Below are 24,348 nucleotides of genomic sequence, written 5' to 3' on the forward strand. Positions count from 1 at the left end.
ACTTTTTTCGTCGTAGCGCACAGTTTTCGCTTGCCAGAATCGCAAGATCATAAATGGTCTGATTGGCTGCACTGCACATCTGACGAAATAATCTGAGGAGTTAATCGAAGATTAACTCTTGCGCGACTTCTCATGCACAATCTCTGTGCAGTATTGCCTTAATTTAGGAGCGGAAAATGAAGAAAATACGTTTTGAGAAGAAAAAGTATACATATTTGGATTCCCTGAGATTTTCTATAATCAGTTCACCTGTGTGTACGATATTGTATTTAATTCTGTCTTTTTCTGTTGCAATTCTGCCAATCTACCAGGTTATTATTCATGCAAGATTTATTGATAATGCGCTGGGACTTATAGACGGCTCCGCAACAAAAAGAGCGGTATATATTTCACTGGCGATTGTTATCGGGGTTATAGCATATCAATGGCTTGTTGAGCCCATAAAGGCATATCTTGCCAACAAAATCGAGATGGATATGAGGGTCAGTCTTAAGGGCGCATATGTTGAAAAATGTTCAAAGATTGCGTTTAAGTATGTTGAAAATACGGACAGTATGGATTTAATGAACCGTGTTGCCGACACAATGGAGCATAAGTTTATAGACGGCTTTACAAATGTAGTCAATCTGATATCACTGTTTATGACAATTGCGGGACTGCTTATTGTCCTTATTACACAGATTGCCTGGGTTGCACTGATTATTATAGCTGTTGCCATACCGCTTCTCTATCTTTCGTTCATAAGCGGAAAGGCAACCTATGAGGCCAATAAAGAGATTACCAAATATCAGAGAAAATACAAATATCTCACTACCGTAATGACAGGAAGAGAAAATGTTGATGAGAGAACGGTATTCGGATATAACGAAAAGCTTAATGACAAGTGGTTTGAGCAGTATGAGATTTCCAGAAAAATGGAAACAAGGACACGTGCCAAATGGTTTGTAAAGCTTAAATCCGGAAGTATGATAACAGCATTTCTGTGTACCTTTATTGCGGCAATGCTTATCAACCCGGTTGCAACGGGAGTTATTACAATCGGTATGTTCTTTTCACTGATAAATGCAACCTTTGAGCTTGTACACACCATGTCATGGTCACTCACAAGATTAATTGAGGCTGTATCCACACATATCGAATACCTTAAGGAGATTACAAAGTTTGCAGCATTTGAACAGTATGATAATGCGGATGCTGTACCTGAAGGCGGTATAGAATTTAAGTCTTTGGAATTCAGGAATGTAACCTTCAAATATCCCAGTACGGAAACCTATATTCTTAAGGATATGAATATGAAGATAGAAGCCGGCAGGCATTATGCTTTCGTTGGAGCAAACGGAGCGGGAAAGAGTACCATTGCCAAACTTCTGACAGGCCTTTATCAGGATTATGAGGGCAGGATACTTATGAACGGAAGGGATCTTAGAGAATATTCGGCAGCTCAGCTTAAAGCCTTTTATTCCGTTGTCTATCAGGACTTTGCAAGGTATTCCATTTCAATCTGGGATAATATCGCCATAGGATGCGTTGGCAAAGCGGATGATGAAGCAATCAACCATGCCATAGCTGCCCTTAAACTGGACTCGGTTATGGAAGGCCTTGAGGATGGTAAGGATACATTGCTGGGTAAGCTGGCACAAGAAGGCAAGGATCTTTCCGGCGGTGAATGGCAGAGAATCGCCCTTGCAAGATGCTTTGTAAGTGAAGCACCGATTCGTGTACTGGATGAACCCACAGCCGCTTTGGATCCCATTGCGGAAAGTAACCTTTATCGTGAATTTGCAAAGCTTTGTGAAGGAAGAACCACATTGTTCTTCAGTCACAGACTGGGCTCGGTTAAGCTGGCAGACTATATTTACGTAATTGATAACGGACATATAGAGGAACAGGGAACGCATAATGAACTTATGGCTGCAAAGCAGCTTTACTATACGATGTATGACAGTCAGAGGATGTGGTATCAATGAGTGAAAAGAAAATAAGTCCCGCTAAGATACTTAAGAGAATAACGCCTCTTGTATTTAAGGCAACACCCTTCTTTTTTGGATTGTTCATTGTAATTACAATACTCCATGGCTTGTCATGGGCAGTAAAGATTTTGTTTCTGCAGAAGTTTTATGATACCACCAGTGAAGTAATAAATATAGGTAGAAACATAAAGACCATATATATTTCTCTTATTGTGTACGGCGTGGTTATTATTCTGGCAGAGCTTGTTAACGCACTTAACAATTTCCTGTATCTGCCATTTAACCAGAAAGTTATCGGAAAATTGATGCAGAAAGTTCATCTTAAGATATCTAAAATTGGAGCCATCGAATATGAAAATGCATCAACTCTGGACAGCATCAACAAGGCCGAGATGGGAATCCATAATATCTTCAGCATGGTATTTTCATTTATCATGATGATGGCATTTTTCCTGCCCTATGTGCTGTTTATGGGAATATGGATTTTTACTATTAAGCCGATTCTGGCAATTGTAATTGTCATTTCCATGATGCCCTGTCTTCTGACAAAGCTTGTGCAGGTAAGTATGTACGCGAATCTTGAGGATGAGATTGCTCCGCTGAGAAGATCCTATGATTATTATGAGAGCACCATCTGCGCCAAGGAATATTTCAAGGAAACGAGAATTCTGGGCGTAACGAGCTATTTTAAGAAACTTTATTATGACACAATGGTTGTTTTGAATAAGAAAAGCCTTAAGGTGGCAAAGAGAGCCTGTCTGTTTGATCTTGCGGGAAAAGGAATGGGCCTTGCGGGTTATCTGGTTGCCCTTCTGCTCTTTGTTAAAGCATTGCTTACAGGCGATATTACGGCGGGTACATTTGCCGCCATATTCACGGCAATCGTAAAGATGCAGGAAATGGTCGGAGAACTGATTCATCTTGTGGGCGATATAGGTAAAAACAGCGGTTTAATCAACAACCTTCTTGATTTCATAGATATGCCCGAAACAGACGGTGAAACAAAGGTAAATGATTTCTGTGAAAAGATTGAACTTAAGAATGTTTCCTTTAAATATCCGGGAGCGAAAGAGGAATCTCTGACAGATGTTAATCTGACAATTAGTAAGGGTGAAACCATTGCAATTGTGGGACATAACGGAGCCGGAAAATCAACTCTCGTTAGACTGATTACAGGTATATATCAGCCCACCGGTGGCAGTGTAACAATAGACGGTATACCCACAAAGGATATTAAGTCATCGAGCCTTTATGGACTTATGTCCGGTGTATTCCAGAAATTCCAGAAATATCAGATGACTCTTCGTGAAAATGTTATGATTAGCAATCTTGATGCGGAAAGGGAAGACGGAACACTGCTGGAAACCTTAAAGAAAGCAGATGTGGATATTGAATCACAGTCTTATCCAGACGGTTTGGAAACCATGCTTTCCCGTGAGTTTGACGGTTTCGACCTTTCAGGCGGACAGTGGCAGAGAGTTTCTATTGCAAGAGGTATCAACAGAGACAGTAGAGTAATTGTGTTGGACGAGCCTACTGCAGCAATCGATCCTATTGAGGAGACAAAGATATATAAGAAGTTCAAAGAGATATCTGATGAAAGAACAACGGTGCTTGTAACTCACAGACTCGGAAGTGCCCGAATTGCAGACAGGATCGTTGTTATGGAAAATGGCTGTGTTGCAGAAATTGGAACCCATGATGAGCTGATTCATAAAAAAGGCACATATTATGTTTTGTTCATGTCACAGGCACAGTGGTATGAAAATCAGAATGCTTAATTAATAGCAATGTACAATATGAAGAAAACAGAGGTTTTGTTTCCCTGCAGGCTGCCCGCTATCATGCCAGAAGTCTCACAAATTTATACATTAGAAGAATAGTCGCATAGATAATTCTTAAAAGAAGAGGATTTTTATGAAAAATGAACTCATGTTGATTGGTGAAATTGCAGACTTTTTTGGAATTTCAAGAAAGGCAATGCGTTTATATGAAAAGAAAGGTATTATTAAGCCGGTGAAAGTAGATACCACGAATGGATACCGTTACTATTCAGCAGAACAGGTTCAGCAGTTAAATGCACTGATAGAGTTAAAAGCACTAGGTTTTTCTCTTGATGAGATCAAGATGATCATTGATGGGAAAACATCGAAAACACCATTGCTTGAAATGCTTGAAAAGAAACGGCAGGCATGGCAGGAAACAATAGATTCTGCGAAATACAAAGAAGAATGTCTGGATAATATTATTCGTAATTTGCAAGGTTCTCAAACCGCGGAAAAAATAACCGTAATGACAGAAGAAGAAAGAGCATGGCTACTGGTAAAAATGGTATGTATTGAAGATGTCAAAGGACAGAAAGTTCTGAGCGAAACATTGTGGCTGTAAGGCAATGTGTGCAGGGCTTTAGCGTAATTTTGCATTTATCGCTTTCAATAATATATTATATTGTATCGTGCCGATTTCTATATACATATACCGTTAGATTGCTTGTAAGAACGGCGATAGCAAAGCTAATGTTTATCTCGAACGCAGCGAGAGTCCAATTTGGAATGTGATTTACATTACTGTGTCGTTTGGGGTTCTATTGGCTGTGGGGGTTCTTTCTGTGATTATGGTTAATCATGGCTTGCGCATAGAGCCAATCGTGCGTTGGGAAGGGAGGATGAATAGTCGGTACTCGTTTTAGAAACTTATAGCAATGTCAAAATTTGTACTGCAAAACAAAGAAAAGCGATTCACGATTCTGCCATCCACTCCTTAAATTCATCAAAAGACGCCCTTGCCGGCAGCGCACTCGTCCCATTTACCCTTGGCAGTGGCACTCCAAGCATAGAACGCACCGGGACTAATCTTCCACGCCTTAATCCAGTTAAAGCGTTTCTTATACTCCCGCCGGTACTTCTTGAATAACTCATCTGAGTTTTTCTTCTCTGCCCAGCGCTTGATTGCGCCTACCTCTCGACCGGTATGTTCGTTTTCGTCCACGGTAAGGTTGCAGAACTCCGCCGTGTTGTGTCGGGGGATTGCGAAGTATTTTCCACAATAGGAACAGATACGCATACGCTGTTCCCGCTTAACACACTTGCGAAGGGAGAACTCGACGAAATCAGAGAGGTAGGTTGGATGCAATACTTCCGCAAAGGTCTCCTTACCAGTTCGTTCATATAAGTTTCTCTGGACTTCCGTAATACGTTCAAAATTTGAGCCGCATAACAAAATAACAAAGAGCACAGTTCTGAACTTAGTGAAAAGACAACTTAAAAGTAGATGACCCTAGTTTTTTGCTCTGCAATGCCAAAGTCAGTATGCCATAATCCAAATTGTTTGTCGAGTACGAGTTAGCCCGAATCATATTTCTAAGTCCCATTGCAATCTTTATTTTCCCGTGCTATAATAATTTGGATACTTATGAACTCACAAAACGGATTCCTTAAAATTGCGTATACGCGGAGGTAAGAATATGGAAATCGTCTATGACAATATCGTCCTGCGTGACTATCAGCTATCCGATGTGGAAGACGAGGTACGTTGGACAAACATAGATACCGACTGGTTTTATGCCGACACTCCGTGGATGCGGATGGAGCCTGTCGCCCCAGATGAATTACTCGCTGACATGAGCCAAGTTATATCAGAATTGTCCGAAGACGCGATAAGGTGGCGGTTTGAGATCGAGGTGGACGGGCAGCATATTGGGATGGTTTCCTCATACTTCCTGGACGAGGACCTCGGACCTACACCCTGGGATACTATCGACCAAAGCAAGAACGCTGTGGAAAACCGCTCAGTTCGTGGTCTTGGCATAGAAATCTGCGAGATGCCTTTCTGGGGCAAAGGAATCGGCGTGAAGGTGCTGATGGCCCTTATGGAGTATTACCTCAGCTTAGGAGAACATCGGTTTATTCTGGAAACATGGACCGGCAACACAAGGATGCTGGGCTGTGCCAGGAAACTCGGATTTGTGGAAGTCCGCCGTAAGAAAGACGTTCATCTTGTGGATGGTAAGTTGTATGATGATGTAGTGCTGGAAAAGCGTCTCTGATCGTTTCCATGCTCTAGCAATTGCTGTACAAGATGCGCAGCTAAGAAACGCTGTTAAGCAGTGTGAAAGCCGTGTAGCACAATTTAGGCGAACCCTTGGAGAGAGGAACGACCTACGCTGCTAAACGCGATGTGATGGATTTGTGAGGGCGGTATCAAAGGAGAACTTTTAAGCGAGAAAAAGCAAAAATATGCGTACTGGATGCGGCCGTCAATGGTCGCAGAGATTGAGGAAATGCTGCCAGCGGCGAACGCTACTTCGAAAGGGGACTTTGTTTGAAAGGAGGTGGAGTTCTATATCGGGTACCTCCGGCAGCAGAAAAACATCAATTACTTGGCTCCAATGTTGGCAGGAGCAATCAAGAGCGAGGTGCGTTCCCTCGGCAAAGATGTATGCGAGATGCTGTTTAAGCTGGCGGTGGAGATGGGGATTATCAGCAACATCACTGCGGCGGTCAATGATATTCCAGATGATTCTCTGGAATATTTACGGTTCAATGTTGCCCAAGAAGTAGCGCGGACAAATGGGATTCTGACCTTCGAGGACGCCGACGAGTGGCAGAATGGAGGTGGCTGATTACGGCGAAAATAATTGTCAGTAGCAGATATATGCGGAACACCCCAAAGCGTTCGGCAACAGACTTGGTGAAGTATATGGGTACTCGTGAAGGCGTTGAGAAGGTTGCCGAGGGGATTGATAACTCCCCGGCCACAGCGCGGCAGCAGCGATTGGTGCAGGAAATTATCAAGTTTGACCTTTCCTCAAAGGACTATTTGGAATATAGTGACTACAAAAAATCTCCCAACAAGAGCAATGCCAGCGAGTTCATTGACGCTTTCATCGAGCGCAACGCCGACCGCATAGGCGAGTTAGACAAGCTGGTCAGCTACATGGCAGAGCGGCCTGGAGTGGAAAAGCTGGGAGCACATGGCCTCTTTAGTCAGACCGATGACAAGATAGATTTGGATTCGGTTGCCAAGGAAGTTGGCTAGCACAAGGGTATCATCTGGACCCATGTCATCAGTTTACACCGCGAGGATGCCGAACGGTTAGGATACAATATTGCTGAGGCATGGCGGGAATTGGTGCGCAGGAACGTCACCGAACTGGCTGAGGCTCAGAAAATCGACATCAGTAGTTTGCAATGGTACGGTGTATTTCATAACACCACGCACCACCCGCATATGCACTTGATAGTCTATTCCAAGGACGCAAAGCAAGGATGGCTGACGAAAAAGGGGATTACGGAGTTGCGAAGTGCGCTGGGCAATGACATTTTTCGGCTGGAGCAGTACAAGCTGTTCACGATGGAAACAGAACTGCGCAACCGTCTGAAAAAGGAAAGTAAGCTGGAAATGGAGAAACTGCTTGCAAGAATTCGCAAGTCGTATGCACCGACTTCTGAAGTTGAAATGCTGTTTTTGAAACTGGTTTCGCAGCTAAAGACCTGCAAAGGGCGCAAGCAGTATGGATATTTGCCGAAAGAAGTTAAGGACACGGTCAACAAAATTGTGGCTGAGCTTGCAAAAGACGATGACATCGCAAAGTTGAATTCGGAGTGGAACAAGATCAACCGGGAGAAATTATCGCTCTAGTTTGAGAAGAAGGGGCCGGATATTGCTCTGGAGGATAACCCGGAGTTCCGCAGTATCAAGAACATTATCGTGCGAAACGCGACACTGGCAATGAAGATTATGGAAACGGAACACTCTCAAAATTTTGATGTGGGTGGTTCGATTCAGTCAGTGGTCGGCGCTCTGTGTAAGCTGATTTCAAAGAGCTATGACAAGAAGGTGGCACGGCTGAATACTCAGATAGATAGCAAGCTCAGAAGTAAAATAGAGCAAAAGAAAGTGGCCCATGGGTTAAAAACGGAGCGTGGTGTCCGGCAGGAGACGGATGATGAAGACTATGGGATGAGGATGTAGTCTCCCTCAAATTTTGCGGTGCAAAACAAAGAATACGGTTTTAGGGAAACCAGAAAAAGTAAGAAAAATGTCAGTGGACATAGGCGGGTGCTATGTGGTAGTGTTGGTAGTCAGAAAGGGGGCCAAGATATGGCGAAACGCAGAGCAAATGGCGAGGGCAATATACGCAAACGGAAAGATGACCGATGGGAGGGCAGGTACACGGCAGGCCGTGACCCTGAGTCCGGCAAGGTAATTTACAAGAACGTGCTTGGTAAGACGCAAGCAGAGGTCAAGGAGAAACTTGCTAGGGCTATTGAGGACAACAAAGGCTTGGATATCGTCAAAGCCGGTCAGTACACGGTAGGCCAATGGATGGACGTATGGTTTGAGAACTACGCCAAAATCAAGGTACGCCAATCCTCACACAAAACATACAAGGGTTATATTGAAAATCATATTAAGCCGAACATAGGTAAGATACCGCTCGGTAAGCTGACCACACTGGAAGTCCAAGCTCTTTACAGAAAGCTGTTGACCAGCGGCAGGGTAGAGCGCACGGAATCCAAGCAACAGCCCAAAGGCTTGAGCGCGAAAACTGTGCGGAACATAAACCAGGTGATTTCGTCCGCAATGGAACTTGCCAAAAGTCAAAAACTTATCTCAAGCAATCCCACAGACGGTTGTGCCCTACCAAAGGTTGAGCACCAAGAGATGAAAACGCTGACCGCTGACCAATTGGCTGCGTTCTTCCGTGAGGCCAAGAATAGCGGCGTGTTCGAGATGTACTACCTTGAGTTAGCAACAGGTTTACGCCGTGGCGAACTGCTGGGCCTAAAGTGGGACGATATTAACCTGGACACAGGCGCTATCCAAGTGAAACGGCAGGTAGCCAGGATCAATGGGGAAGTCGTGGAGGCCCCATTAAAGACAAAGAATTCCTACAGAACCCTGTCTATTGGGGCAGATGCGGTAGAAATTCTCCAGGAACAGAGGAACAAAGTAGCCGGTGAGTATGTATTTCCATCGCCCAACGGTGGGCCAATCTCGCCAGATAGCGTCCTGCATATGCTACATCGGGTACTTGAAAGGGCGGGGTTACCCAAGATACGGTTTCACGATTTGAGGCAATAGCAGGCTTCGTTACCAGGGCGCGGGCAATGGCTACCCGCTGCTGCTGACCGCCGGAAAGGTTATTAGGCATGTTCTTCAGCTTTTCCTCCAGACCCAGCATCTGCACTACTTCATCCATGAATTTCTGGTCTACCGTGTCGCCGTCCAGTTCCACCGGAAGGACGATGTTCTCATAGACGTTCAGGATTGGCACAAGGTTATAGTTCTGGAAAATGAAGCCGATGTTGCGGCGGCGGAAGATGGTGAGCTGCTCGTCGTTCATTTTCGCCAACTCCTTTTCCCGCACCATCACGTCACCGGAGGTGGGGGTGTCCAGCCCACCTATCATATGAAGCAGCGTGGATTTGCCGGAGCCGGAGGTTCCCACCACGGCCACAAACTTTCCCTGCTCCACAGAGAAGGTCACGCCGTCCAGGGCGCGGGTGATGTTCGGCTCCGTTCCATAATATTTCTTTAAATCGGTTGTCTGTAAAATGCTCATATAAATACCTGCCTTTCTTTTATTGATAGGCACATCATAAACGTGAATTGTTGCAGAAATGTCCTAAAAACAAAATTTCCCTATAAAATTTAAAAGAAAGCGATAGCCTGCACAGACAGACTACCGCTTTCTTAATCGTCTCGGCAGAAACACCGAAAACGTGGAGCCTTTGCCCGGCTCCGAGGCAACCTTGATATAACCGCCCTGCATGGCGACGATCTCACGGGCAAGGTACAGGCCAATGCCAATTCCTTCCACATCATGGACTGATTCCTCCCGATAGAAGCGTTTGAAGATAGTGGCTTGGGCGCTCTCCGGAATACCCCGGCCCGTGTCAGCCACGTCGATTTTCACATACATTTCCCACATCTGCGCCATCACATGGATGCTCCCACCAGAGGGCGTATATTTCACCGCATTGTCCAGCAGATTGAACAGGGCTTCGGAAGTCCAACGGCTGTCATGGACAGCTATGAGATTTTCAGGGCAGTCCACGGATAGGGTGATCTGCTTTTGCTCCATTGGGGCAAGGACACCGTTGATGGCGGCGGCAAGGGTGTCGGCAATCGGGGCGTCCTTTTGCTCAAAGGTGATAACGCCGGTTTCCAAACGGGAGGTCTTAACCATCGCCCGGATCAGGAAGTCCAGCTTGTCAAGCTGGCTCCCCGTGGCCTGTAAGAACTCTCGCCGCTTTTCCTCGGACACAGGCCGGGTCAGCAGGGTGTCATTGAGCATTTTCAGATTTGCAATAGGCGTTTTGCTCTGGTGGGAAATATCCGATACCAGCGATTGCAGCTCCGCTTTTTCTTCTTCCACCTTGCTTCGGCTTTCCTGCATAATATTGTAGAGACGCTCCAGCCGGTGGCTGATACGTGCTAACAGGGTCTCCGCCTCATAATCAACCTGCGGACGCTCATTGCCGTCCATCATGCCATCCAGCGTCTGGCATAAACTGTCCGTGAAGCGAGAGAGCTTACGCTGAAAATATTTCAAAAAAACTGCACCCCATATAAAAAGGACGGCTGTTAGAATCAGGCCGCAGAACACCACCCGGCCATCTTGCGTCAGCCAGTACAGCACCGCCAGCACAGCGATGGCGGTCAGAGCCGCACCTGTGAAGATTATCCTTAAAAATTTGCGGACAGAGAGATACTGCATATTCATTTCTGCTCACCGCCTATCCACTGATAGCCCATGCCATAGGCCGTCTTGATGTACTTGCGCTCGTCGGTTTCAATCTTCTTTCGGATGCGGCTGATGATGGTAGTCAGGGTATGCTCGTCCACAAAGTCGCCGTCGCTGTCCCACAGCTTTTCTAAAAGCTGCCGCTTCGTCAGGATTATACGGGGGTTCTTAACGAATAGGAAAAGGGTGCGGTATTCCTTGGGGGTGAAGTCCAGCGATTCACCCGCCAGCGATGCCGACTGTTCGGAAAAGTCGATTTTCAAAATGCCGTCATCGTACAGGTCGTGCCGGGGATGCCGCAGATCCATATTGGTGAAAACGGCTGTAACCTTTTTGCACAGCACGGCGATGGAAAAAGGCTTTGTGATATAGTCTGCGCCGCCCGCCTCGTAGCCTTTGAGCATATCACTCTCTTTATCGTTGGCAGTCAGGAACATGACATAGGTTTGCTGGCCCCGATTGCGGATTTCGTCACATAGGTCAAGGCCACATCCGTCCGGCAGGTTAATATCCAACAGCGCCAGATGAAATTCTGCTTTCTGCAAACAATTCACAGCAGAAGCAAATGTATAGGTTGTTTCTTTTCCCATTCTGATCCTCCTTATCGTTCCTGCTGTTTTGACGGTTTCTGCTTTTGGGGTGGCTCCGTCTGCTTTGCGTCTTTTATCTGCTGCCGGAGGGAAGGTCTGTGCTCCGGCTCCGCTTCGGAATCCGTGATATTGACATACTCGCCAATGATACAAAGCGCCTCCCCGTAACTGCCGCAAGCAAACATCCGGTCCTTCATTTCCTTTGCCTGGTCCTTCAGGTCATGCTCCCGCAGGGTACGGGCCGCAATGCCTACCAGATTGAAGATATTGCCGTCCTGGCCGATCAGCGCACAATCCGGTTTTTCCGGCTCCGGCGAAGGCTCCCCGATAAAGCCGCCCAGACGGTTTGGCACAAAATCGGACAGCCATGTGCCGCCGAAAGTATCATGGGTCTGCAATCGCCACATGGCAAATTTCCCCATGTCCAGCTTTATGTCCTCGAAAGGATAGAGCAGACAGGTAAGCTCCCCATACTGGAAAGTGGAAACATCCTCAAATTTACTGCCGTCCTTCAAAATGCCCGCCTCGGTGAACATCTCATTGATTCCGTCCACCCATTCCTTCAAATCCCCGCCGCAGCCCTGCAGGATCAGGCCGTCTTTGCCCTCCATGTGCCGCAGGTCATCGGTTGTGATCGTATTGATATTCAAAAAATCGCCTCCTATCGTTCCTGTTGATGATTGGTTTTCTGCCGGCTGGCTTTTGCCTCCGGCTGTTTCTTTAGCTGCTTACGGACAGAGGGTTTCTGCTCCGGTTCCCACATATCCGTAAAAATATCGGATAACGGCTGCTCCCAGCTTTCCCCGAAGCCACGGATCACCGTGCCCGCCAGCGCACCGTTTTCCTGAAACATTTTCAGTGTGTCAAAAGCCCGGTCAAACAGCTATATCCTGAATAACCGCACCATTACCGCAATGCTGCCTTTGACGAGCAGGTGGCTTTATGCAGGGAAATCCTGCAACGGAAAACCAAAGAATACACCGGGGACGATACGGACCGGCTGGGGGCTTTTAAGGCGGCGGCAGCTTTGCAGCACACCACGCCGGAGCGTGCCCTTGCCGGGATGCTGGCGAAGCATATCGTTTCCCTGTATGATATGTGCTTTGACAGTGATACGGATTACGATATAAGCACATGGAATGAAAAGATCACAGACAGCCTCAACTATCTGTTCTTACTGAAAGCTATTGTAAAGGAGGGACATACCAATCAACCAAATTGAAGTGAAGATTTTGAACTGCCAGGCGGTTGCAGAGGCCGAGAAAAACATGGTCTTTGCCGCCCGGCTCACCCAAAGGGGCCACCGGATTGCCACAATGGACGACCTGATGGCCCTTTATGAAAAATCGTTCAGCGAGAATACCGTGGCGGCAATCAGCGGCCTTCCGCACCCAACGGTTCAGAAATTTGCGGTCATTACCGTTGCCGTTGTAGGAGCAAGCCGGCGCTTTCTGGCACAGATTACCAGACACCAGAACGAGGTAAAATTTATGAGTGCGTCCTTACAATACAGCAATTATGCGGGTCAGGCGGATTTTGCCGTACCCTATGAGGTTCTGGCCGCCCCGGCTGCGGTTCGGGAACTGTACTTAAAAAGCTGTCACGAAGGCATGGACTGTTACGAAAAGCTGTGCGCCGAAGGAATCGGCCATGATGCGGCGGGCTATGCCACACCCCAGGGCCTTCGGAATGTGCTGATGATCAGCGCTACACCCTATCAGTGGAAACACATCATCAGTCAGCGGGTATGCCGGCGCAATACGGACGAAACCCGGATCGTGCTTTTGAAAATCTGGCAGGAGCTTTATGCTTTAAGCCCGGCGCTGTTTGCCCCCGGTCTTACAGGGCCGTTCTGCCAGCGGGACAAATGCCTGGAGGGGAAAATGACCTGCGGCAGAAAAATAGATGCGGACATGATGCCGGAGGATCTTCTGAAAGCGGACTATCCGGCACTTTTTGAAGGAGGCGGCACATGAAGATCAAACTGATTGACTTTGGCGTGCCGGAGAGCCGCCGTCCATTCCGTCCGCATGGGAACGATGCCGGTGCGGATGTTTACATGCCCTATGACTGTACTTTGCAGCCGGGCGAGATTGCAAAGGTTCCTCTTGGGTTTGGAATCGAGGTGCCGGACGGATATGCAGGCTATGTGTTTCCACGCACCAGCATGGCGGTCAAGGGTCTTGTCTGTGAACTGCCGCCCGTGGATTCCGGCTACCGTGGGGAGATTCATGCGATCATCAGTAATGTAAGCAATCAGACACAGGAGCTTTCCAAAGGTTCCCGCGTGGGGCAGCTTGTGATTACCCCGGTTGTGATTGCGGATTTTGTTACCGAACTTGGCGAGCAGCGCGGCACAGGCGGATTTGGAAGTACAGGAAAATAAAAAGTGACTTTTAGAGAATAATTCGGGAATTATCGCCGGTAGTGGGATTGGGCATATCAGGAGAATTGCAGGGTACAATAAAAGAAAAGCAGCAAAAGGCGGTACACTGTCATAGCGTACCGCCCTGCTGCTTAAAACTGCTTTAATATGTCGTGATGCCCTACGTCCACCAGGATAATCATTTTGTCGCCTTCGTAATACCAGATAATGCGGATGTCCATGTTGACGCTGCACTCAAAAAGGTCCGTGGTTCCCTGGATGCGTTTGGTGCGCAGCGACGGATGGGAAGGATTTTCGGCCAGAAGTTCCAGCTTGTTTTTAAGCTGCTTCTTCTCCTGTACGGTCAGGCCCTTAAAATGCTTTTGGAAACGGGGCGTAAAGGTAAACTCATACGCCATCATTCAGCCTCCAATTTGTCAAACAGGGCGTCCACGCTGTCAAAGACAGGCTGCTCCCCGGATGCGATTTTTGCTTTTACCCCGTCAATTTCTTCCCGGAGCTCATTCAGGGTGTTCTTTGGATAGACGACCACCGGCATGATGCAGATGGAACCGTCCTTCTCGAAGATGTCCAGTTTATCGCCTTCGGACAGACCGAGTTTAACGATGATTTCTCTTGGAATTGTGACCTGGGCTTTTTGACGCAATTCGGCCAGCATACAATCATCTCCTTTGCTTTGAGTTTGAAAGTGGGAAATTCTCACTTTCTTACTTATAGTATATCCATTTTGAGGGATTTATGCAAGGGGTACGAAAAAAATTTACAAATAAAGCGGCCAGCACCGTGACCGCTTACTTTCTGCTATTGAGTTCTTTCATAATACCGAGGATATACTGCATGGATTTGGAGTCGAGTTGTTTCGCCTCTGCGATAAATTCCCGCAAGGCTTCGGGGCAGGTGTTACCCTCATCAAAGAATTCCTGCGGTGTTACACCCAGGTATTCACAGATGTAGAAAAAAGACTGCATGGCGGGAAGTGACTTTTTGTTTTCAATGTTGTTGATGTAGTTGTTTGCCTGTCCTAACGATAGAGACATATCGCGCGCAGATACGCCTTTCTGTGTCCGCAGCTTTGCCAGCCGTTCCGGGACAAAATCTTCATACATCGCCTTCACCTCCCATTCTGTAATAGATTGTACCTCACACCCTTGCATTATTCGCAAAGGGAAAAGGGGTGTTTCCGTTGACTTGCTAAATTAAATCTATTACAATATGGAAAGTGAAGAATAACACCTATCGGATGGAGGAATAGAAATGGAAGGAAAGACTTGCTGTGTCACCGGGCACAGAGATTTACCCCAGAAAGAGATAGGCCGTGTAAAGGCAGCCCTGCGGCGTGAAATTGATTCTGCCGTTGCTGACGGGTTTACCCGTTTTATGAGCGGTTTTGCTGACGGCGTGGATCAGTATTTTGCCGAGATCGTGCTGGAGAAAAAAAGACAAATCCGGCGCTGGAGCTGATTGCTGTCATTCCCTATCAAAAGCGCCTGGACAGCCTGATGGCAAAGGGCCGGACTTATGAAATGCTGGAGGCTTGCGCGGATGTTGTTGTCATGCAGGAGAAATACCACCCCAGCGTCTATTCCCACCGGAACCGCTACATGGTGGAACACTCAGACCGGGTGATCGCTGTGTATGACGGGAGGGAAAAAGGAGGCACGGTGAGGACAATCCGGTTTACACATCAATTTCGGAAAGAACTGCGGGAAATACCCGTAGGGCTGATCTTGGACAAAAACAGGACAAATCCTGGACAAAACCGGATATGAAAAAGTGGAGATACCGGCTGCTCTATGGTATAATATACTCAAAAACGGGGGAAATGGCAGTGTTTAAGCCATTTCCCCCACTTTTTTGTTACTCTTTTGTTATTAGTTAAACGGCCTAGCCGCTTTTGTTTTTATTTGATAAGCTCTATTGTGGCCTGTAATTCGGACAAGGTTTTATGGGTGTAAACCCGTTCGCCGGTACCCTTGGATTTGTGCCCCATGAGCCGGTCAATACAGACCTTATTGCCCCCGGCACTGTCCAGTTTGGAGCGGAAAGTGTGGCGGCACTCATGGGGCGTGTGGTGTAAGTCTAGCTTATCCATAACCCCGCCCCAAAGGTTACGATATTGAGGTTGACTTATGCGTTTTCCGTTGTACTCAAACAGATAACCGCTTTGTGAAAGTTCAATGTGGCGTTTAACAATTTTAACAATTTTACTATGTACGGGTACCATACGATTTTTACCGGCTTCCGTTTTCGTGCCGCCTACAATAACCTGGATGCCCTCTTGATCCTGTACACTGGACACCTTCAAGGCCAGCATTTCAGAAATGCGAAAGCCAGTATACAGGAAGAAAAGCACGGTATCAACCCACGGTGCAGCTTGATTTTCCCAAAGCAATTCAATTTCTTTATCGGTGAAGGGAAGCTTTTTTGTCTCGGGGATGGGATCAGATGTCACCAAACTGGAACAGGTTTTTGTAATGATATCCAGTTCCAAAGCAAAGCGGTCAAGGTGGCCGAAAAGATTCTTGATTGCCCCTTGAGTGCTGTAACCCTTCCCACAGCCGTCAATGCAATCCTGCATATGGTAGGATTTTACTTGATTGTATTTCATGGAGTAGAGCTTTTCACAATGCTTGTATGCACTGCAAAGGGAAGATGCGTTAGAGCTTCCCAGCTTAGGCATACGCTTTTCTTTCCAAAGCTCAAAGAGCTGGGCAAAGGTGACTTTGGCCCCGTCAATGTCCCACGGTGATTTATTATACTCTGAGAGCATGATAAGGCCCTGTTCACGGGTGGGGGCATAGCCAATATTGATGTAAATGGGGTAGCCCTTTTCATTACGTCCGGCGGTCTTTCTGACCGCATAGGGGTTACGCCGGTTGCCAGATAGCTTGACAACCGTACCAAAGCCGTTAGGATTTTTCATAATTACACCGCTCCTATTGATTTTTGCGGGATGAAGTGGTATAATTGGCTTGCCAAGTCAGTTAATCACTTCATCCTGATTGTGATTGGCACCGTCCCCGGCTGCTGCTACAGCCGGGGGCTTTTTCATTTTCCAAGCCCCGTGAAAATTTCTTCAACGGCTGGGCTTGTGGTTTCCAACACGAAATTACCAACTTTGGGCCAAGGCTCCATCATATCGTATTGTTCCAGCGCTTTCTTGTAAGCTGCATTGTCTTTGAACTGATACACCTTGACCGGGTGTGTTTCCTCAAAATAGCCTATCCAACCATCCGTAGCACCGATTAGCTGATACATAGGCTTTTCCTCAGTGTTGAAAGCAAAGGCTTGATCTTTTTCTTGCAAGGCCGCTTCTATGTCCCCAATACTTATATCCTTGCCGCCAGAACTACCGCAAGCAGCTAAGAGCGATAAACACAGGGATAACAGGAGAAGGGAACAAAATCTTTTCAATTTGACAACTTCCTTTCGATATTGTTGACGATTACGCCAACTTGGTACAAGATAAAATTTTTATGGTTCATGTAAAAATGTTTTATCTTCCACCACCGCAAGCCGCATAAATTCTAGGGTTTCCGGCTTTCGGTTCCTCGGGTTCAAGATGAATCGCCTTATCTCTATATATTCTTATTTTTGCCGGAAATTTCCCCCCACTTCTGGGGGATTTATTTTTTCTAAAAATAAATGGCTTTCATCTTGTACCCCTTGAACCCGATGCCGAAAACCCCAGTATTTTCTAGGGCTTAGGGCGGTTCAAGATGGCCTGATTCATCTTCCACCATCTTCCACCTTAGAACTCCAGGTAAATAATGCCGTTTAGGCGTTCTTTAACCCTTCTTCCGCTGAATACTTCTCAGCTTTCAGCATTTGCTTCATTTCTCCTCGTATCTCCCCCCTATCGTCATTATCCAAAGCAAGGTACATGGCAAAGGCTTCCTTAGCAGCCGCCCCGCAATGCTCTTGGATCAGGTCTAAGATTGAAGGTGCAGGTGATTCAATTTGAAGCTGTGGATTGTTAGCTTGCGTTTCACCCCTTTCCATAGGTACATCATAGCCCATAAGCCAAGCTTCACTTACGCCTAAGCCCATGCCTAAAATAGTTAGCTTGTGCTGACCGGGAACTACCTTGCCGGAAACGTACTGACTAAGATCATTCTTTTGTAATTTGATGTTGTACTTGTCGCAGTACGGTTGACACAGCCGCAAAATGTCAACTTGCTTGATGTTCCGCGTGGCCATGAGTTGTGACAATCGGGCGGCGGTTGAACTCTTTTCCATGGTGGATGTCCTTTCTTTAACTTCTTTCTGGGAAGCATTATACACCACCTTGAAGAAAAGTTCAAGGGGAGCGTGAAAAAAAGTTCAAAAATTTTGAAATAAGCTATTGACAAGTTCAAAGCTGAGCGTTATAATAATGGCAAGTTCAAAATCTTTGAACATTTCAAACGCGGGATGAAGTGATAAGCTGGCCCAACGGCTTAACGGGGAGAAGGGAAAACGATGGCAAACGCAAGCTTAACTCCTATCCTTTCAAATTTTGAAAAGTTATTTTCAAAACTTAATGAGCGGTTCTACAACAATGAGCTACAAGCCCCGGTGATTACCATATCCCCCGATACTACCAAGGGTGCTTATGGGTGGTGTACCGGGTGGCGGGCCTGGGCCGAAAAAAGCCTTAAAGACTTGGCAAGTATGACCCCAGAGGAAGCAAAAGCCGCTGAGAATAGCGGGTATTATGAAATTAATCTTTGTGCGGAACATATTGCCCGGTCTTACATAGAGGTTGCAGAAACCCTCTTGCATGAAATGGTACACCTGTACAACCTTCAAGAGCAAGTGCAGGATACCAGTCGGGGCGGTTTCTACCACAATAAGCACTTCAAGGCCGCTGCTGAGGATCACGGGCTGGTATGCGAGAAAACCCCAAAGTACGGCTTTAGCAAGACTGTTTTCACAGATGAAGCAAGGGAATTTGTGGAAAGCCTGGGAGAAACCCAATTTAGTCTTTATAGGCATGGTGAACCGAAAGCTATAAGCTCAAGCAAGAAATCTAGCAGCCGCAAGTATGTGTGTCCCTGTTACAGGGCTATTATCCGGGCAACTAAGGAAGTTCGCGTTATTTGCGCTGAGTGTGACGTTGAATTTGAAGAAGTGGAGTGTTAAACAATGTTAAAACGGTTTTGCCCCTATTGCGGGGCACCTTTGGAAGATGGATGTGATTGCGCAAGGGAAGTGGCCGAATACGAAGCTGAGTTGATGGAAGAACTTGAAGAACGTTCCCTTGCTTACGCTTACCAGCAGGATTTAATCGACTGGTACCGATTTGAGCGATAAAAAATATCTGGGCCGCTGGACCGGAAAGGTTGGTAAAAATGAAATTTACTTTTGAAGAATGGAAATTCATCCAGCATTGCCTTGAGTGTGCAAGCCGTGAGTTTGAAAAAATGATGAACGATAGCAAGGTATCTGACAAAGAATTTTCCAGCTATCAGATTTTCAAGCGGCAGACCGAAAAGGCCAACTACCTTGTAAATAAGCTGAAAAATGCTGAAATTTAAGGGAGGGGCAAAAAATGGAAAAGGAATATGAAACTAAAATGGTTTACCGTGTTTGGTACGGTAAAGACATTAAGAAAGAAGCGTTTTTCACTGAAAAGGAAGCGGCAGAAGGGTTTGCAAAACTGGTAGATGGCCACTTGAACATTTACAAATGGGAAATGCAGATTGAAGAATAATCCTACCTGATGATGGCCCCGGTGGTTCCGGGCCGAAACAAGGCCATTTGGCCTTGTCGTGGGAAACCGTTGGGCAGGCGGCATTATGTCCTGACCGTGTTGCCAAGTCCAGAACGGCTAAAATCTCCCAAACTGGCGAAACTGGATTCTGCCTGTGGAGTGACGGAATTGCCCAAGGGTTATCCTACTTTATTCTTTGAAAGGACGGTGAAAAAGATGGCATATGATTACGCTAAACTGTGTGGGCGGATTGTTGAAAAATGCGGAACACAAGCCATTTTTGCTGAGAAAATGGGAGTTTCCGAACGCACAATTTCCCTCAAGCTTAACAATCGGGTTCCTTGGAAACAGCCGGAAATGCAAAAAGCGGCTCAAATTTTGGGCTTCCCAGAAACCGAGATGCAGGACTATTTTTTTACCCTAAAAGTTCAATCTGCTTGAACAAATGGAGAGAAGGTGCAACTTATGAATAACCTACAGTCCTTTGCTTACGGCGAAGCTGCTGTTCGAGTGATTGACCTGGAAGGTGAACCGTGGTGGATACTAGCCGATGTGTGCCGGGTACTAGAACACTCAAATAGCCGGATGGTGGCAGATCGCCTTGATGAAGATGAAAAGGGTGTAAGTCTGATTTACACCCCTGGCGGGCCGCAAAACATGACCGTGATAAATGAGCCGGGATTGTATAGCGTGATCTTGCGCTCAGACAAGCCGCAAGCGCGGGACTTCAAGCGCTGGATAACCCATGAGGTATTACCAGCCATACGGAAAACCGGCCAGTATGCGCCCCAGCGTGAGTATATGCCCACAAGGCCCCTTACCACGGACGATTACGCAGAAGCGGCAAAAATCGTGGCGAAATGCCACAACAGCCGCTTGCCGCTGGTGCTTGATCTGCTGAAAAAGGCCGGGTACGATCTGGCCCCCATTGAACGGGCCAAACAGGAAGCCCCGCCCACATGGCGTGATGAACGAGAAGCACGGCGGGCGCACATGGTGGCGCTGCTGAATCAATTTAGCTTGCCGGAACTGTGCAGGCGGTTGGGCCTGAGCAAGTCCACGGTTCAATATTACCGCACGGGAGAATTTGTTCCCCGTATGGATCGGTACCGGGCAATCGTCCACATTTTGGAAGGGTAGCCCCAAAATTATCAAGAGAGGATGAAGTGAAACAATGTTTGCAGAGAAATTAAAGGCCGCTATGGCCGAAAGCAATGTATCGGCTACAGAGCTTGCCGCCCTGACCGGGATACATAAGGCTTCTATCAGCCAGTACCTTCACGGGAAAGTGGATCCCCCCGCTGACAAAAAGGAGCGGCTGGCCTGTGCCCTGGGCAAAGCGCCGGACTACTTCAAGCAAGAGGAAATCCGGGCCTTGATTAAAGGCGGTGATCCCCGATTGAAGCCCGAGATTGCCGCAAAGCTTATGCACATTGGCAAAGATGCCCTTTGCCAAGCGCTGCAAGATGGCACCTTACCCTTTGGGTTTGCGGTTAAAAACAAGGATTCCAGCAAGTTTATTTACTGGATCAGCGCCAGTAAATTTACTGAGTACACCGGGATCGCCGTAGCGTGATTGGGGGGGTACATTGTGAAAAGGCAATCCAGAGATTTTTATGATCGCCCCCTATCCCCAGAAGAAGCCCAATTTGCCGCTGAGAATTTGAATATCGTTTTCTGGTATTTGAATCAGCGCGGCCTCAGTGAAAATGAATGGTTTGACGTGGTTATTTTTCGATACCTTATTTCAGTCAAACGCTATTTGACTTTTCCTGACTTACAGCAATATCGCTTTGTAAATGTAGCGTGTAAGGCTATGAAATCTGCCATAGGGCACGAATATGAAAAAAAAAAACGAAACCGCCGCCCGGTTGAAGTTCTCAGCCTCGATGATCCAATCAACGGCTTAAACGATTTAACATATGAAAGGGCATTTGGCAGTAGCCAATATGACCCTGCAAGGATGGTGGTATATGATTAAATTTCTTCCCCACCAAGAAAAGGCCCTAGACCTGACCGCCGCCCACAATCGATGCGCTTATTACCTTGACATGGGCCTTGGAAAAACCTTTGTTGGTGCTGAAAAGTTAATGCGGTTAAACAGTAGAATTAGCTTGGTGATAGTTCAAAAATCCAAGGTACAGGATTGGGTAGATCACATGGTTGAACACTACGCCATGAATCATTGTTGGATGATCTACGATCTGACCAAAAAGAAGGAACTTGAGTGGTTCCGAAAGGCGGTTGATGATGGAAGCACCGATCCCATTTGTGGAGTGATCAACTACGAACTGACTTTCCGGCGCAAAATCCTTAAAACCCTGTCAAGCTTTACCCTCATGCTGGATGAAAGCTCATTGATCCAGAATGAAGCGGCCAAGCGCTCAAAGTTTGTCTTAGGGCTTAAGCCCGATAATGTAATTCTTCTTTCTGGTACCCCTACAGGCGGTAAGTATGAAAAGCTGTGGAGCCAATGTCACCTTTTGGGGTGGAACATATCAAAAGACCTGTTTTGGCAGCAGTATGTTGAAACTGAGTGGTTCCAAGACAACGGCTTTTGGAAGAAGAAAATCGTTGGCTATAAGAACGTGGATAGGCTCAAACAGAAGCTTGCCGCACATGGGGCCGTGTTTATGACAACTGAGGATGCGGGTTTATCACTGCCCGAAAAGCAAGTAATCCAGGTAAAGCACCCTTCCCCGCCAACTTATGATATATTCCGGCGTGATTGGGTAGTGCAGATTGATACAGGTACTTTAGGCGAATTTGAGCTTGATGCTGATTTTTGGGGTTCAAATGAACACTGTGAAAGGGAATTGATCGGAGATCAAACTTTAACCCGCCGCCTCTACTCCCGGCAGCTATGCGGGTTATATAATCCGGCGCGGTATGATGCTTTTCGGGACTTACTGAATAGCACGGATGATAGGTTGATCGTGTTCTACAATTTCACCGAGGAAATGAAGCGGATGCGTGGAATAGCGCAAGGAATGAACCGTCCTGTTTCTCTGTTAAACGGTGAAACAAAGGATTTAACTGCTTACGAAAATCAATCCAACTCTGTTACCTTCATTCAGTACCAGGCCGGGGCCAGAGGCGGCAACTATCAAAAGGCAAACAAGATTATCTACTTCTCATTGCCTGAGAGCTGGGAGTTGTGGGAGCAAAGCCAAAAGCGCATACATCGTATCGGGCAAGAATGGCCTTGCTTCTATTATCTGTTAATTTGCCCCGGTACGTTGGAAGAAGATATTTTGCGAAACCTGGAACTGCGAAAGGATTACAACGATGCGCTATTTGAAGCCTATAACGAGAAAGGCAATAGGTAAGCGGATTTTGGTAACTTGGCTGATTATCGCGGTTGTGTTCTTCGCAATCGGATTTACAGTCGGTAAAATACTCTAAGAAAAGTGATGGTGCAATTTGAATGTTCTTAGCCTTTTTGATGGCATTTCCTGCGGGCAATTAGCACTTCAAAGAGCAGGAATACCAGTATCAAGGTATTATGCAAGTGAAATACTGCGGGACGCTATTAAAATTACTCATAAAAATTTTCCTAACACGATTGACTTAGGAGATATCACAAAGATTGATAACACTTTGCTTGATTCATTGCCAAGAATTGATTTGTTAATTGGCGGTAGTCCATGTCAAGATCTGAGTGTATACAAATTTGATCGTGGAGAGTGTACAGGGCTGAATGGTGAAAAGAGTGGTCTGTTCTATCACTATCTTAGAATACTAAAGTACATAAAGCCAAAGTATTTCTTACTTGAAAATGTTCCAATGCAAGCGCACTGGAAGGAAGTTATTTCTGAGTGCTTAGGCGTACAACCTGTATTGATTGATTCAAATTTAGTGAGTGCCGCCGATAGGAAAAGACTGTATTGGACAAACATTCCGAATGTTTGTCCACCGAAAGACCGTGGAATTATGCTTAAAGACATTGTCCAAAACTCCAAAGATGTGCCTGAGAAATACTGGTATGATAAGCCCTTCCGTTATAACGGGGACAATGAAAAAGTTCAATGTACGCTCGAAATGAAAGGGCATAGGCACATGAAAGAAGTCTATAACCTAAATGGCAAGTGTTGTACCCTTACTACTTGTAATGGGGGAAATCTTCAAAAGAAAGTGTATCAAGATGGCAGATGCAGAAAATTGACCCCACTTGAATATGAGCGATTACAAAATTTACCAGACAACTATACAGATGGGGTGTGCGATACTTCAAGGTATTCTGCAATCGGCAATGGTTGGACAGTTGATGTAATAACTCACATTTTTTCTGGATTGAAAGGAGATAGTTTGATGGTTAAATGTAAAACCGCCATGGGCGCTTGCCCTCAAAACAAAGATATTTGTTGTCTTTCTTGTATCGACCACGGTACTTGTGCTGACTGCTGCTGTGATCTGCCCGACACCTGCGAAAATTCCGTGTATGAGGATGGAGACAGCAGCGCCGAGCTGGCAGCTTTCCAGAATGAAGCAGCAACCCTCATGCAGACCATTTCTTACTTGAAAAAGCAGAAGGATGCGCTGGACGCTCAAGACAAGGAAATGAAGGAACAGCTCAAGGCGGCTATGGAAAAGTACGGTATTAAGAAATTTTCCAATGACCTTCTTACCATCACCTACATTGCCCCCACCACCCGCAAGGGCATTGACAGCAAAAAGCTGGAAGCCAAGTACCCGGATGCTTACGCCGCCTGTATGAAGGTATCTAACGTCAAGGCCAGTGTGAAAATCGAGGTGAAATGATGGCGACACAAGAATTGCTTTCGCCCCAGCAACACGGTGAATATATCGAGGACATTTCCAAAATCATGGGAAATTTGATTGATAGCTTAATAGAAAACACTGATAAACACCATCTTGACCGTGATAACGCCCTGGAACACTTTTCGGCACTCTTTAGGAATTTGGTTCAGATTAGCAGCTTTAAGGGGTGGGAA

The 24,348-nt window shown here is 46.3% G+C and carries 34 protein-coding genes and 2 pseudogenes; 23 read left to right on the forward strand and 13 right to left on the reverse strand.

All coding sequences use genetic code 11. From position 1 onward, the window contains the following. Positions 1-176: 176 nt before the first annotated feature. The 3 genes from U8U01_RS03015 to U8U01_RS03025 all read left to right on the forward strand — a co-directional run bounded on the left by U8U01_RS03015 (position 177) and on the right by U8U01_RS03025 (position 4,358). Positions 177-1,967, forward strand: coding sequence for an ABC transporter ATP-binding protein (locus tag U8U01_RS03015; protein ID WP_322170180.1), 1,791 nt, complete (start codon positions 177-179; stop codon positions 1,965-1,967). Continuing rightward, positions 1,964-3,751, forward strand: a complete 1,788-nt coding sequence (locus U8U01_RS03020; protein ID WP_322170182.1) for an ABC transporter ATP-binding protein — start codon at positions 1,964-1,966, stop codon at positions 3,749-3,751. The genes U8U01_RS03015 and U8U01_RS03020 overlap by 4 nt, the downstream gene beginning before the upstream one ends. A gap of 136 nt (positions 3,752-3,887) precedes the next feature. Beyond that, on the forward strand, positions 3,888-4,358 hold the full coding sequence (locus U8U01_RS03025) for a MerR family transcriptional regulator (RefSeq protein ID WP_322170185.1): 471 nt from the start codon (positions 3,888-3,890) through the stop codon (positions 4,356-4,358). Between the two features lie 381 nt (positions 4,359-4,739). Here U8U01_RS03025 and U8U01_RS03030 read toward each other — a convergent pair whose 3' ends face one another. Continuing rightward, the gene (locus U8U01_RS03030; protein ID WP_322170187.1) at positions 4,740-5,204 is read right to left on the reverse strand and encodes a DUF6076 domain-containing protein; all 465 of its coding nucleotides are present in this window, start codon (positions 5,202-5,204) and stop codon (positions 4,740-4,742) included. A 229-nt stretch (positions 5,205-5,433) separates the two neighbouring features. On the opposite strand from U8U01_RS03030, the gene U8U01_RS03035 reads away from it, so the two are divergent. The 6 genes and pseudogenes from U8U01_RS03035 to U8U01_RS03060 form a co-directional block, all read left to right on the forward strand. Then, positions 5,434-6,015, forward strand: coding sequence for a GNAT family N-acetyltransferase (locus tag U8U01_RS03035; protein WP_322170190.1), 582 nt, complete (start codon positions 5,434-5,436; stop codon positions 6,013-6,015). 285 nt (positions 6,016-6,300) lie between these two features. Further along, on the forward strand, positions 6,301-6,591 hold the full coding sequence (locus tag U8U01_RS03040) for a hypothetical protein (protein ID WP_322170192.1): 291 nt from the start codon (positions 6,301-6,303) through the stop codon (positions 6,589-6,591). Further along, the gene (locus U8U01_RS03045) at positions 6,570-7,007 is read left to right on the forward strand and encodes a hypothetical protein (protein ID WP_322170195.1); all 438 of its coding nucleotides are present in this window, start codon (positions 6,570-6,572) and stop codon (positions 7,005-7,007) included. Before U8U01_RS03040 ends, U8U01_RS03045 begins: the two co-directional genes overlap by 22 nt. A 12-nt stretch (positions 7,008-7,019) precedes the next feature. Then, the gene (gene mobP3, locus U8U01_RS03050; protein ID WP_322170360.1) at positions 7,020-7,610 is read left to right on the forward strand and encodes a MobP3 family relaxase; all 591 of its coding nucleotides are present in this window, start codon (positions 7,020-7,022) and stop codon (positions 7,608-7,610) included. A 90-nt stretch (positions 7,611-7,700) separates the two neighbouring features. Next, entirely contained in the window at positions 7,701-7,943 is a 243-nt protein-coding gene (locus U8U01_RS03055; RefSeq protein WP_322170197.1) for a hypothetical protein, read from the forward strand. Between the two features lie 354 nt (positions 7,944-8,297). After that, a pseudogene (locus U8U01_RS03060) lies at positions 8,298-8,399 on the forward strand (tyrosine-type recombinase/integrase); the annotation flags it as partial. 44 nt (positions 8,400-8,443) lie between these two features. Here U8U01_RS03060 and U8U01_RS03065 read toward each other — a convergent pair. After that, positions 8,444-8,569, reverse strand: coding sequence for a hypothetical protein (locus U8U01_RS03065; protein WP_322170372.1), 126 nt, complete (start codon positions 8,567-8,569; stop codon positions 8,444-8,446). Here U8U01_RS03065 and U8U01_RS03070 point away from each other — a divergent pair. Then, complete coding sequence (locus U8U01_RS03070) at positions 8,556-9,056, forward strand: tyrosine-type recombinase/integrase (RefSeq protein ID WP_367575594.1); 501 nt, start codon at positions 8,556-8,558, stop codon at positions 9,054-9,056. The two genes, U8U01_RS03065 and U8U01_RS03070, sit on opposite strands and share 14 nt — an antisense overlap. Here the strand turns inward: U8U01_RS03070 and U8U01_RS03075 are convergent. The 5 genes and pseudogenes from U8U01_RS03075 to U8U01_RS03095 all read right to left on the reverse strand — a co-directional run. Next, positions 9,052-9,537 (reverse strand): annotated as a pseudogene (locus U8U01_RS03075) (ABC transporter ATP-binding protein); the annotation flags it as partial. The gene U8U01_RS03070 and the pseudogene U8U01_RS03075 sit on opposite strands and share 5 nt — an antisense overlap. Before the next feature lie 120 nt (positions 9,538-9,657). After that, positions 9,658-10,701 carry a sensor histidine kinase gene (locus U8U01_RS03080; RefSeq protein ID WP_322170202.1) on the reverse strand — a complete coding sequence of 348 codons (1,044 nt, stop codon included), beginning with the start codon at positions 10,699-10,701 and terminating at the stop codon, positions 9,658-9,660. Then, positions 10,698-11,312, reverse strand: a complete 615-nt coding sequence (locus U8U01_RS03085) for a response regulator transcription factor (RefSeq protein WP_322170204.1) — start codon at positions 11,310-11,312, stop codon at positions 10,698-10,700. Before U8U01_RS03085 ends, U8U01_RS03080 begins: the two co-directional genes overlap by 4 nt. An 11-nt stretch (positions 11,313-11,323) precedes the next feature. Beyond that, positions 11,324-11,962, reverse strand: a complete 639-nt coding sequence (locus U8U01_RS03090; protein WP_322170208.1) for a hypothetical protein — start codon at positions 11,960-11,962, stop codon at positions 11,324-11,326. A gap of 11 nt (positions 11,963-11,973) precedes the next feature. Beyond that, the gene (locus U8U01_RS03095) at positions 11,974-12,165 is read right to left on the reverse strand and encodes a hypothetical protein (RefSeq protein WP_322170210.1); all 192 of its coding nucleotides are present in this window, start codon (positions 12,163-12,165) and stop codon (positions 11,974-11,976) included. An 81-nt stretch (positions 12,166-12,246) separates the two neighbouring features. On the opposite strand from U8U01_RS03095, the gene U8U01_RS03100 reads away from it, so the two are divergent. The 3 genes from U8U01_RS03100 to U8U01_RS03110 are packed head-to-tail and all read left to right on the forward strand — an operon-like array spanning position 12,247 to position 13,698. Then, positions 12,247-12,534, forward strand: coding sequence for a hypothetical protein (locus U8U01_RS03100; protein WP_322170213.1), 288 nt, complete (start codon positions 12,247-12,249; stop codon positions 12,532-12,534). Between the two features lies 1 nt (position 12,535). Continuing rightward, on the forward strand, positions 12,536-13,288 hold the full coding sequence (locus U8U01_RS03105; protein ID WP_437124379.1) for an FAD-dependent thymidylate synthase: 753 nt from the start codon (positions 12,536-12,538) through the stop codon (positions 13,286-13,288). Beyond that, entirely contained in the window at positions 13,285-13,698 is a 414-nt protein-coding gene (locus tag U8U01_RS03110) for a dUTP diphosphatase (protein WP_055221092.1), read from the forward strand. Before U8U01_RS03105 ends, U8U01_RS03110 begins: the two co-directional genes overlap by 4 nt. Before the next feature lie 131 nt (positions 13,699-13,829). On the opposite strand, the gene U8U01_RS03115 is transcribed toward U8U01_RS03110, so the two are convergent. The 3 genes from U8U01_RS03115 to U8U01_RS03125 all read right to left on the reverse strand — a co-directional run bounded on the left by U8U01_RS03115 (position 13,830) and on the right by U8U01_RS03125 (position 14,804). Then, entirely contained in the window at positions 13,830-14,096 is a 267-nt protein-coding gene (locus tag U8U01_RS03115) for a type II toxin-antitoxin system RelE/ParE family toxin (RefSeq protein ID WP_033143532.1), read from the reverse strand. Continuing rightward, positions 14,096-14,356, reverse strand: a complete 261-nt coding sequence (locus U8U01_RS03120) for an AbrB/MazE/SpoVT family DNA-binding domain-containing protein (RefSeq protein ID WP_196930918.1) — start codon at positions 14,354-14,356, stop codon at positions 14,096-14,098. The genes U8U01_RS03115 and U8U01_RS03120 overlap by 1 nt, the downstream gene beginning before the upstream one ends. Positions 14,357-14,489: 133 nt before the next feature. Beyond that, positions 14,490-14,804 carry a helix-turn-helix domain-containing protein gene (locus U8U01_RS03125; RefSeq protein ID WP_033143530.1) on the reverse strand — a complete coding sequence of 105 codons (315 nt, stop codon included), beginning with the start codon at positions 14,802-14,804 and terminating at the stop codon, positions 14,490-14,492. A 148-nt stretch (positions 14,805-14,952) separates the two neighbouring features. Between U8U01_RS03125 and U8U01_RS17550 the strand changes: the two genes are divergently transcribed. Both U8U01_RS17550 and U8U01_RS17555 read left to right on the forward strand, forming a co-directional pair. Next, positions 14,953-15,159, forward strand: a complete 207-nt coding sequence (locus U8U01_RS17550; RefSeq protein ID WP_437124380.1) for a hypothetical protein — start codon at positions 14,953-14,955, stop codon at positions 15,157-15,159. Positions 15,160-15,185: 26 nt separating this feature from the next. Beyond that, positions 15,186-15,467, forward strand: a complete 282-nt coding sequence (locus U8U01_RS17555) for a hypothetical protein (protein ID WP_437124382.1) — start codon at positions 15,186-15,188, stop codon at positions 15,465-15,467. Positions 15,468-15,598: 131 nt separating this feature from the next. Here the strand turns inward: U8U01_RS17555 and U8U01_RS03135 are convergent, their stop codons facing one another. The 3 genes from U8U01_RS03135 to U8U01_RS03145 form a co-directional block, all read right to left on the reverse strand. After that, positions 15,599-16,621, reverse strand: coding sequence for a tyrosine-type recombinase/integrase (locus tag U8U01_RS03135; protein WP_322170229.1), 1,023 nt, complete (start codon positions 16,619-16,621; stop codon positions 15,599-15,601). Between the two features lie 125 nt (positions 16,622-16,746). Continuing rightward, the gene (locus U8U01_RS03140) at positions 16,747-17,112 is read right to left on the reverse strand and encodes a hypothetical protein (RefSeq protein WP_322170232.1); all 366 of its coding nucleotides are present in this window, start codon (positions 17,110-17,112) and stop codon (positions 16,747-16,749) included. 363 nt (positions 17,113-17,475) lie between these two features. Beyond that, the gene (locus tag U8U01_RS03145) at positions 17,476-17,937 is read right to left on the reverse strand and encodes a transcriptional regulator (RefSeq protein WP_322170235.1); all 462 of its coding nucleotides are present in this window, start codon (positions 17,935-17,937) and stop codon (positions 17,476-17,478) included. Positions 17,938-18,159: 222 nt separating this feature from the next. On the opposite strand from U8U01_RS03145, the gene U8U01_RS03150 reads away from it, so the two are divergent. The 8 genes from U8U01_RS03150 to U8U01_RS03185 all read left to right on the forward strand — a co-directional run bounded on the left by U8U01_RS03150 (position 18,160) and on the right by U8U01_RS03185 (position 24,154). Continuing rightward, positions 18,160-18,822 carry a SprT-like domain-containing protein gene (locus U8U01_RS03150; protein WP_322170238.1) on the forward strand — a complete coding sequence of 221 codons (663 nt, stop codon included), beginning with the start codon at positions 18,160-18,162 and terminating at the stop codon, positions 18,820-18,822. A gap of 409 nt (positions 18,823-19,231) precedes the next feature. Beyond that, the gene (locus tag U8U01_RS03155; RefSeq protein WP_322170241.1) at positions 19,232-19,393 is read left to right on the forward strand and encodes a hypothetical protein; all 162 of its coding nucleotides are present in this window, start codon (positions 19,232-19,234) and stop codon (positions 19,391-19,393) included. A 216-nt stretch (positions 19,394-19,609) separates the two neighbouring features. Continuing rightward, complete coding sequence (locus U8U01_RS03160; RefSeq protein WP_322170366.1) at positions 19,610-19,834, forward strand: DUF739 family protein; 225 nt, start codon at positions 19,610-19,612, stop codon at positions 19,832-19,834. Between the two features lie 24 nt (positions 19,835-19,858). Then, entirely contained in the window at positions 19,859-20,533 is a 675-nt protein-coding gene (locus U8U01_RS03165; RefSeq protein WP_322170244.1) for a BRO family protein, read from the forward strand. A gap of 34 nt (positions 20,534-20,567) precedes the next feature. Further along, positions 20,568-20,969, forward strand: a complete 402-nt coding sequence (locus U8U01_RS03170) for a helix-turn-helix domain-containing protein (RefSeq protein ID WP_322170247.1) — start codon at positions 20,568-20,570, stop codon at positions 20,967-20,969. Positions 20,970-20,984: 15 nt separating this feature from the next. After that, positions 20,985-21,374 carry a hypothetical protein gene (locus U8U01_RS03175; RefSeq protein ID WP_322170249.1) on the forward strand — a complete coding sequence of 130 codons (390 nt, stop codon included), beginning with the start codon at positions 20,985-20,987 and terminating at the stop codon, positions 21,372-21,374. After that, the gene (locus U8U01_RS03180; protein WP_322170251.1) at positions 21,343-22,722 is read left to right on the forward strand and encodes an SNF2-related protein; all 1,380 of its coding nucleotides are present in this window, start codon (positions 21,343-21,345) and stop codon (positions 22,720-22,722) included. The genes U8U01_RS03175 and U8U01_RS03180 overlap by 32 nt, the downstream gene beginning before the upstream one ends. A 94-nt stretch (positions 22,723-22,816) precedes the next feature. Continuing rightward, complete coding sequence (locus U8U01_RS03185; protein WP_322170254.1) at positions 22,817-24,154, forward strand: DNA cytosine methyltransferase; 1,338 nt, start codon at positions 22,817-22,819, stop codon at positions 24,152-24,154. Positions 24,155-24,348: the final 194 nt, after the last annotated feature.

The sequence above is a fragment of the Acutalibacter caecimuris genome (genome assembly GCF_034335085.1).
In the GTDB taxonomy this organism is placed as follows: Bacteria; Bacillota; Clostridia; order Oscillospirales; family Acutalibacteraceae; genus Acutalibacter; species Acutalibacter caecimuris.

Excerpts from the sequence above, each read along its gene's own strand:
- U8U01_RS03150 (WP_322170238.1), top strand. The coding sequence starts at position 18,160 with ATGGCAAACGCAAGCTTAACTCCTATCCTTTCAAATTTTGAAAAGTTA.
- U8U01_RS03115 (WP_033143532.1), bottom strand. The coding sequence starts at position 14,096 with ATGGCGTATGAGTTTACCTTTACGCCCCGTTTCCAAAAGCATTTTAAG.
- U8U01_RS03025 (WP_322170185.1), top strand. The coding sequence starts at position 3,888 with ATGAAAAATGAACTCATGTTGATTGGTGAAATTGCAGACTTTTTTGGA.
- U8U01_RS03020 (WP_322170182.1), top strand. The coding sequence starts at position 1,964 with ATGAGTGAAAAGAAAATAAGTCCCGCTAAGATACTTAAGAGAATAACG.
- U8U01_RS03155 (WP_322170241.1), top strand. The coding sequence starts at position 19,232 with ATGGAAAAGGAATATGAAACTAAAATGGTTTACCGTGTTTGGTACGGT.
- U8U01_RS03085 (WP_322170204.1), bottom strand. The coding sequence starts at position 11,312 with ATGGGAAAAGAAACAACCTATACATTTGCTTCTGCTGTGAATTGTTTG.
- U8U01_RS03095 (WP_322170210.1), bottom strand. The coding sequence starts at position 12,165 with ATGTTTCAGGAAAACGGTGCGCTGGCGGGCACGGTGATCCGTGGCTTC.
- U8U01_RS03170 (WP_322170247.1), top strand. The coding sequence starts at position 20,568 with ATGTTTGCAGAGAAATTAAAGGCCGCTATGGCCGAAAGCAATGTATCG.
- U8U01_RS03145 (WP_322170235.1), bottom strand. The coding sequence starts at position 17,937 with ATGGAAAAGAGTTCAACCGCCGCCCGATTGTCACAACTCATGGCCACG.
- U8U01_RS03125 (WP_033143530.1), bottom strand. The coding sequence starts at position 14,804 with ATGTATGAAGATTTTGTCCCGGAACGGCTGGCAAAGCTGCGGACACAG.
- U8U01_RS03055 (WP_322170197.1), top strand. The coding sequence starts at position 7,701 with ATGAAGATTATGGAAACGGAACACTCTCAAAATTTTGATGTGGGTGGT.
- U8U01_RS03160 (WP_322170366.1), top strand. The coding sequence starts at position 19,610 with ATGGCATATGATTACGCTAAACTGTGTGGGCGGATTGTTGAAAAATGC.
- U8U01_RS17550 (WP_437124380.1), top strand. The coding sequence starts at position 14,953 with ATGGAAGGAAAGACTTGCTGTGTCACCGGGCACAGAGATTTACCCCAG.
- U8U01_RS03165 (WP_322170244.1), top strand. The coding sequence starts at position 19,859 with ATGAATAACCTACAGTCCTTTGCTTACGGCGAAGCTGCTGTTCGAGTG.
- U8U01_RS03110 (WP_055221092.1), top strand. The coding sequence starts at position 13,285 with ATGAAGATCAAACTGATTGACTTTGGCGTGCCGGAGAGCCGCCGTCCA.
- U8U01_RS03080 (WP_322170202.1), bottom strand. The coding sequence starts at position 10,701 with ATGAATATGCAGTATCTCTCTGTCCGCAAATTTTTAAGGATAATCTTC.
- U8U01_RS03070 (WP_367575594.1), top strand. The coding sequence starts at position 8,556 with ATGGAACTTGCCAAAAGTCAAAAACTTATCTCAAGCAATCCCACAGAC.
- U8U01_RS03135 (WP_322170229.1), bottom strand. The coding sequence starts at position 16,621 with ATGAAAAATCCTAACGGCTTTGGTACGGTTGTCAAGCTATCTGGCAAC.
- U8U01_RS03035 (WP_322170190.1), top strand. The coding sequence starts at position 5,434 with ATGGAAATCGTCTATGACAATATCGTCCTGCGTGACTATCAGCTATCC.
- U8U01_RS03015 (WP_322170180.1), top strand. The coding sequence starts at position 177 with ATGAAGAAAATACGTTTTGAGAAGAAAAAGTATACATATTTGGATTCC.
- U8U01_RS03120 (WP_196930918.1), bottom strand. The coding sequence starts at position 14,356 with ATGCTGGCCGAATTGCGTCAAAAAGCCCAGGTCACAATTCCAAGAGAA.
- U8U01_RS03180 (WP_322170251.1), top strand. The coding sequence starts at position 21,343 with ATGACCCTGCAAGGATGGTGGTATATGATTAAATTTCTTCCCCACCAA.